Genomic DNA, 5,993 nt, shown 5'->3' with positions numbered 1-5,993 from the left:
GCCCGCAACCGCGCGTCGATGTCCGCGACCGCCTCGGCGAACTCCTCCTCGTCGGCCCGCAGCAACTCCCGCACGCGCGCCAGCGGGACTCCGGCCTCGGCGAGCGTCCGGATCCTGACCAGCTCGACCACGGCGTCGGCGCCGTACCTGCGATAGCCGGAGTGGTCCCGCTCCGGCTCCGGCAGCAGCCCTTTCGCGTGATAGTGCCGCACCGCGCGCACCGTCACTCCGGCACACGAGGCCAGTTCGCCGATGGTCAGCGTCACAGCAGTCAGTCTCCTGGCGTCTTGACGTCTTCTAGTTCGCGGACCGGGTGCGGTAGAGACGTCGCGACCAGAGGTAGCCCACCAGTCCGATCACCGCGCACCAGCCGATGGCCCCGAGCACGCTCCCGGCCCCGGGCGATCCTGCCAGCAGCCCGCGCACCGCGTCCATGACCGGGGTGAACGGCTGGTGTCCGGCGAACCACCGCAGACCGGCCGGCATCGACTCCACGGGCACGAACCCACTGCCGGTGAACGGAAGGAGTATGAAGATCATGGGCCAGTTGCTCGCGGCCTCCGGGGTCGGGGCGGCCAGTCCGAGCGCGACGGCGAACCAGGTCATCGCGAAGGACAGCAGCATGAGCAGGCCCACGAAGGCCGACCACTGCGTCGCCGAGGCCGCCGTCCCCAGACCGAGCAGGACCGCGACGCCGAAGACCGCCGCGAGTGCGAGCGCGCTCTGGACCATCGCGCCCAGCACATGGCCGGTGAGCACCGACACCTTGGCGATGGGCATGGTCCGGAACCGGTCGATGATCCCGCCCGTCATGTCGGTGGCGACCGATACCGCGGTACTGATGGACACGCTCGCCACCGCCATGACCAGGACCCCGGGAGTGATGAACGTCAGATAGTCGCCGCGGTCCCCCGCCCGGGCACCCGGCAGACCGGAGCCAAGGGCGCCGCCGAAGACGTGGACGAACAGCAGCAGGAACAGCAGCGGCAGGCCGATCAGCATCAGCGTCTGCGACGGATACCTGACCATGTGCTTCAGGTTGCGGCGCAGCATCGTCACCGAGTCGCGGACGGCGTACGTCGCGGTACTCATGCCAGGACCTCCTCGGGAGACCGGGCGGCGGTGGAGTGGTCGGTGAGTGCCAGGAACACGTCGTCCAGGTCCGCGGTGCGTACGGCGAGTCCGGTGACCGCGTCGTCGTCGATCCCCGCCAGCAGCCGACGCAGGGTGGTGAGGCTGCCGTCGTGCGGCAGGAGCAGGGTGAGCGCCGCGGTGTTGGGGGTCGCCTCGGGGAACTGCCGCGCCAGCGCGGCCAGCCGCCCACGGTCGGCGGCGTGCAGTTCGACATGACCGCCGGGGACCAGCCGCTTCAGTTCGGCCGCGGTGCCCTCGGCGACCAGTCGGCCCCCGTCGAGCACACCGATCCGGTCCGCGAGCTGGTCGGCCTCCTCCAGGTACTGGGTGGTCAGGAAGACGGTGACTCCGTCGGCCACCAGCTCCCGCACGATCTCCCACAGGTCGCGGCGGCTGCGGGGGTCGAGGCCGGTGGTCGGCTCGTCGAGGAAGATCAGCCGTGGCCCGGCGACCAAGGTCATCGCCAGGTCCAGCCGCCGCCTCATACCCCCGGAATACGTCGCCGCCCGCCGGTCGGCGGCTTCGGTCAGCCGGAACCGCTCAAGGAGTTGCCCCACCGCGCTCCGCGCCTCGCGCCGGTCGAGGTGACCGAGGTCGGCCATCAGCCGCATGTTCTCCCGCCCGGTGAGCAGCCCGTCCACGGCGGAGAACTGTCCGGTCACTCCGATCGCCGCCCGCACGTGGTCGGCGGCGCGGTGTATGTCGTATCCGGCGACCCGGGCCCGCCCGGCGTCCGCGGGCAGCACGGTGGACAGGATTCTCACCGTGGTGGTCTTGCCCGCGCCGTTCGGTCCCAGCAGGGCATAGACGGTGCCGGTCGGGACGGTCAGGTCGACTCCGGCGACCACCTCGTGGTCCCCGTACGCCTTGCGCAGGCCCGCGGCCTCGATCGCACTGGTTCTCGTCGTCATGTCCCCCATGCTGGGAGGTTGCCCCTGCGTCAGGGTCAAGCCGCGCTCCGCCCGCCCGGTCCCTCGGCCTCGTTCCGTCTCCACCGAAGGTCCGTCGAGCGGAATACTCTGTCGGTATGAGTGAACGAGGAATGCAGGAGCTGGCCCTGCTGCTGCTGACGGCGCTGGCGAATGCCCCGCGGCACGGGTACGCCATCGCGCAGGAGGTGAAGGCGATTACCGACAACCGCGTGGTGCCGCGTACCGGGGCGCTCTACGGGGCGCTGGACCGGCTGCTCGCGGAGGGGCTCATCCAGGTGGAGCGTGAGGAGGTGGTGGGCGGCCGGGCCCGTCGCGTCTTCGCTCTCGCTCCCGCGGGGCGGGAGCGGCTGGAGGCCGAGGCGGAGCGGCTGGCCGCGACCGCTCGCGAGGTCAGGCGGCGCCTGGCCGACGGCGCGGCGGCGACCGCGTGAACGAGTTCCTCGTCCGTCTGTACCCGGCCGCGTACCGGGCCGCTCACGGCCAGGAGATCATCGACGTGCACCGGGAGATGACGGCGGATTTGTCCCGCCCGGCCCGGCTGCGCGCGGACGCCGACCTGCTCGCACACGCCCTGCGGGTGCGGTCGGGGCTCGACCCCGCCTCGCCCGCGGGCCGCTTCTTCGCCCTGGCCGCCCCGTTCGCGCTGGCTGCCAGTGCGGTGGAGTGCGGGCTGCGGGTGACGCGTTGGTACGCCGGGCTCGTCTTCCCGCCCGGCCCGGTACGGGCGCACCTGCTGTTCCTGGATGGCGCGGAGTGTCTGTTCATGCTGCTGTCCCTGCTGGTGTGCGTCGGCGCGGTCATCGCCCTGACCGGGCGGTGGCGGCCCGGCGTGGGGGTGGCCGTGTGCGGGCTCGCGCCCAGGCCCTGGGAGGGCTCGAAGCCGCCCGGCTGCTTCAGTACGCGAGTACCGCCTTCGGCCTGGCGGCCTGCGGCTGGTATCTCTGGCGGCGCCGGAGCCGTGCGCGTACCGACGAGGGCACCGGCCCCGTCGCCCGCTTGAGCCCCGTCCTGCGGTGGAGCGTGGTGGCTCTGCTCGTCATGGCGCCGGTACTGGGCGGCGCCGCCCACCTCCGCGACGACTACCACGCGTATCGCCACACGACCGAGGTGGACTACGGTCGGCCGACCACCGTCCACCTGAGCGACGGCACGAGCGGGACCACCTATGCCTCCCGCACGGTCGAGACCCCATGGGGAACCCTCGCCGAGGGCGTACTGACCGGGGCCGCCAAGCGAGCGGGCGGTGCGTTCGCGGTGGCGCTGCTGGTGTACTCCGTCGCCTGGCAGGTCGGTTCCCCTTCGCGTCGGCGGACGGTGGCGTGACGCCGCGGGTTCAGGGAGCCCAGGGCGCGTCCACGGACCAGGTGGTGTCCTCCGTGAACAGGGCGGGGCCGTCCCAGGTGTGGGTGCCGCCCGGGGTGGCCAGCCACAGCTCGCTGTTGTAGTGGCGCAGGTACTGTTCGGGGAAGTTGTAGGCGGAGAGACGCACCGCGCCGTTCGCGCCGCGCACCGGACAGAACGTGGCGTCGGCGCGGAACAGGTCACCGCTGCCGGAATCCTTGTAGACGCGGAAGTCGCGGTGCCGCAGATACTGGCCCGGGTAGTTGCGCGACTCGAAGGAGTAGCAGGAGTCGTTGGCCAGGCCGGTGACGATCTTCCAGGTGGCGTCGTTCTTCAGCAAGCTGCCGCTGGCGCCGTTCACCACCTCGGTGAAGGCCGCACCCCCCTGGTGACGGAGGTAGCGGTCGGTGTGGCCCGGCGTCGTCACGCGCAGGGACTTGTACTGACCCGTCGGCAGCGTGACCGGTGACGGAGCGGCCCGCGAGGCGTCGATGAGCGCCCGGTTGGCCGCCTTGACCCGCGACTCGTCGACCTTGACGACCTGCCGGTCGTAGGTGAGCAGGCCGTTGGCCTCGTTCTCGACGTCGGTGATCTCGGTGTACACGGAGGCGGACAGGCCACGGGGCATACGTACGTCGCGGATCGCGTCCAGGAGACCGACGAACCGGTTGTTCAGGTGAGCGGTGTCCGGCTGGTCCTCGTAGCTGAATCCGCCGCCCGGATACCACTCGTGACCAGGCACCTTGTACCCCAGTCCGCCGTACTCACCAAGGACGGCGGCGCGTGTCGCGCTGGGGGTCGTGGTTCCCGGGCCCACGTACACATGGTGGTCGACCACATCGCCGTTGCCGCCGTCGACGGATCCGCAGCAGTTGACTCCGCTCATGTTGTCGACGAGCCGCGAGGGGTCGTACGCCTTGACGTGGTCGGCGATGCGGGCCTGGTCGTACTGGCCCCAGCCCTCGTTCTGGTTGACCCACAGGACGAGCGAGGGTGAGCTGCGGTGCTGGTCGATGATGCGGTCGTACTCGGCCTCCCACTGGGTGCGGGCGGCGGCGTCCGGGGTGCGGGTGTCCATCGCCGGCATGTCCTGCCAGACCAGCAGGCCCAGCTTGTCCGCCCAGTAGAACCACCGCTGCGGTTCGACCTTGATGTGCTTGCGGACCATGTTGAAGCCCAGGTCCTTGTGCTTCTGGAGGTCGTACTTGAGGGCCGCGTCGGTGGGCGCGGTGTAGATCCCGTCCGGCCAGTAGCCCTGGTCGAGCGTGCCCGTCTGGAAGACGAACTTGCCGTTCAGGACCGGGCGTTGCACACCGTTCACCTTGGCGACGCCGACGGTGCGCATGCCCGCGTAACTGCCGACGGAATCGACCGTGGCCGAGCCCGCGACCAGGTCGACCCTGACGTCGTAGAGGAACGGGTCGTCCGGGGACCACAGGTGCGGGTTCGGCACCGCCACGGTGAACTGGCTGCCGACAGCGCCGGTCGCGGTGCCGACGGACGTCCCGCCGGAGGAGACCGTCACGCGTGCCTGCTGCCCGTTGACTCCGGCGCCGCGCACGGTGACCTTCAGCCGGTTGTTCGCCGGGTCGGGCACCATGTCGAGGCGGGTGATGCGTGCCGCCGCCGTGGGTTCGAGCCACACCGTCTGCCAGATCCCGGAGGCCGCGGTGTAGAAGATCCCGCCGCCGGGGTGCGGCTTGACGTCGTTGACGCGCTGCTTCCCTACGGCCTGACCACCGGTCTGGGTGGGGTCGAAGACGGAGACGACCAGGGTGTTGGCCCCCGTGGCCAGCAGATCGGTGATGTCGTACGAGAAGGAGTCGTACCCTCCGCTGTGGGCGGCTCCGGCCTGCTTGCCGTTGACCCAGACCGTCGTACGCCAGTCACTCGCACCGAAGTTGAGCTGGACGCGGCGGCCGTTCCAGCCGGAGGGCACCGCGAAGGTCCGCTTGTACCAGAGTCTGTCATTCTGGGTGATCTTGCGCTGGACGCCGGAGAGCGCCGACTCGGCGACGAAGGGCACCCGGATCTGCTCGGTGAACGACGCGGGCTGACCGGCGTCGGCGGAGGTGACGGCGAAGTCCCAGATGCCGTTCAGATTGACCCAGTCCTGGCGGGTGAGCTGCGGGCGGGGATACTCCGGGAGCGGGCTGTCGGTCGGCACCTGGTTCGTCCAGGGAGTGGTCATGGGCGACGGTTTGGGCGCCCAGGCCTGCGCTTTCGCCGCCGCTGGACCGGAGAGGGCGAGTATCAGGCCGCCGATGAGGGCCAGGGCCGCTCCGGTGGCGGTGACCCGTCGGCCCATGCGTCTGAGCCGTGCCGACAGCCGTCTGTACGCGGAGGTGCTACGCATCGTGACTCCTTGGGGGTGGGGGCGGAGCGGGAGACGTACGTGCGTGTGCGGCGGCTGCCGGGTGGCGCCAACTTGCCCATTTACAGCGCTACTTGCCAGCGCCAGTTGTTGATGACCGGCGTACCGCAATGAGGTTTTACATCGTTGGAAGACGGCTGTAAAGGCTGGCGGCGTCGTCGGGAGAAGCGGGGTGCGGTGTCCGGGAGGGGCGGGGTGCGGTGTCCGGGACG

At 70.6% G+C, this 5,993-nt stretch carries 7 protein-coding genes; 3 read left to right on the top strand and 4 right to left on the bottom strand.

The genetic code is table 11. The features are described 5' to 3' along the window. The 3 genes from AB8Z36_RS27165 to AB8Z36_RS27155 form a co-directional block, all read right to left on the bottom strand. Positions 1-266 (bottom strand): MerR family transcriptional regulator (locus tag AB8Z36_RS27165; RefSeq protein ID WP_369216012.1); only part of this gene is annotated, 266 nt, incomplete at its 3' end. A gap of 31 nt (positions 267-297) precedes the next feature. Continuing rightward, complete coding sequence (locus tag AB8Z36_RS27160) at positions 298-1,092, bottom strand: ABC transporter permease (RefSeq protein ID WP_369216011.1); 795 nt, start codon at positions 1,090-1,092, stop codon at positions 298-300. Beyond that, a complete protein-coding gene (locus tag AB8Z36_RS27155) occupies positions 1,089-2,045 on the bottom strand; it encodes an ATP-binding cassette domain-containing protein (protein WP_369216010.1) in 957 nt (318 codons plus the stop codon). The genes AB8Z36_RS27160 and AB8Z36_RS27155 overlap by 4 nt, the downstream gene beginning before the upstream one ends. 116 nt (positions 2,046-2,161) lie before the next feature. Here AB8Z36_RS27155 and AB8Z36_RS27150 point away from each other — a divergent pair, with 116 nt between their 5' ends. Genes AB8Z36_RS27150 through AB8Z36_RS27140 form a run of 3 tightly spaced genes read left to right on the top strand, consistent with a single transcriptional unit; the run spans position 2,162 to position 3,389 of the window. Further along, the gene (locus tag AB8Z36_RS27150; RefSeq protein WP_369216009.1) at positions 2,162-2,497 is read left to right on the top strand and encodes a PadR family transcriptional regulator; all 336 of its coding nucleotides are present in this window, start codon (positions 2,162-2,164) and stop codon (positions 2,495-2,497) included. Continuing rightward, positions 2,494-3,066 (top strand): hypothetical protein, encoded by a 573-nt coding sequence (locus AB8Z36_RS27145; RefSeq protein ID WP_369216008.1) that lies wholly within the window; start codon positions 2,494-2,496, stop codon positions 3,064-3,066. Before AB8Z36_RS27150 ends, AB8Z36_RS27145 begins: the two co-directional genes overlap by 4 nt. After that, entirely contained in the window at positions 3,063-3,389 is a 327-nt protein-coding gene (locus AB8Z36_RS27140) for a hypothetical protein (RefSeq protein ID WP_369216007.1), read from the top strand. The genes AB8Z36_RS27145 and AB8Z36_RS27140 overlap by 4 nt, the downstream gene beginning before the upstream one ends. Positions 3,390-3,399: 10 nt before the next feature. On the opposite strand, the gene AB8Z36_RS27135 is transcribed toward AB8Z36_RS27140, so the two are convergent. Beyond that, entirely contained in the window at positions 3,400-5,763 is a 2,364-nt protein-coding gene (locus AB8Z36_RS27135) for an AbfB domain-containing protein (protein ID WP_369216006.1), read from the bottom strand. Between the last annotated feature and the right edge of the window lie 230 nt (positions 5,764-5,993).

This window comes from Streptomyces flavofungini (assembly GCF_041028215.1).
GTDB lineage: Bacteria > Actinomycetota > Actinomycetes > Streptomycetales > Streptomycetaceae > Streptomyces > Streptomyces flavofungini_B.
This window is presented reverse-complemented; position numbering and strand designations above follow the sequence as displayed.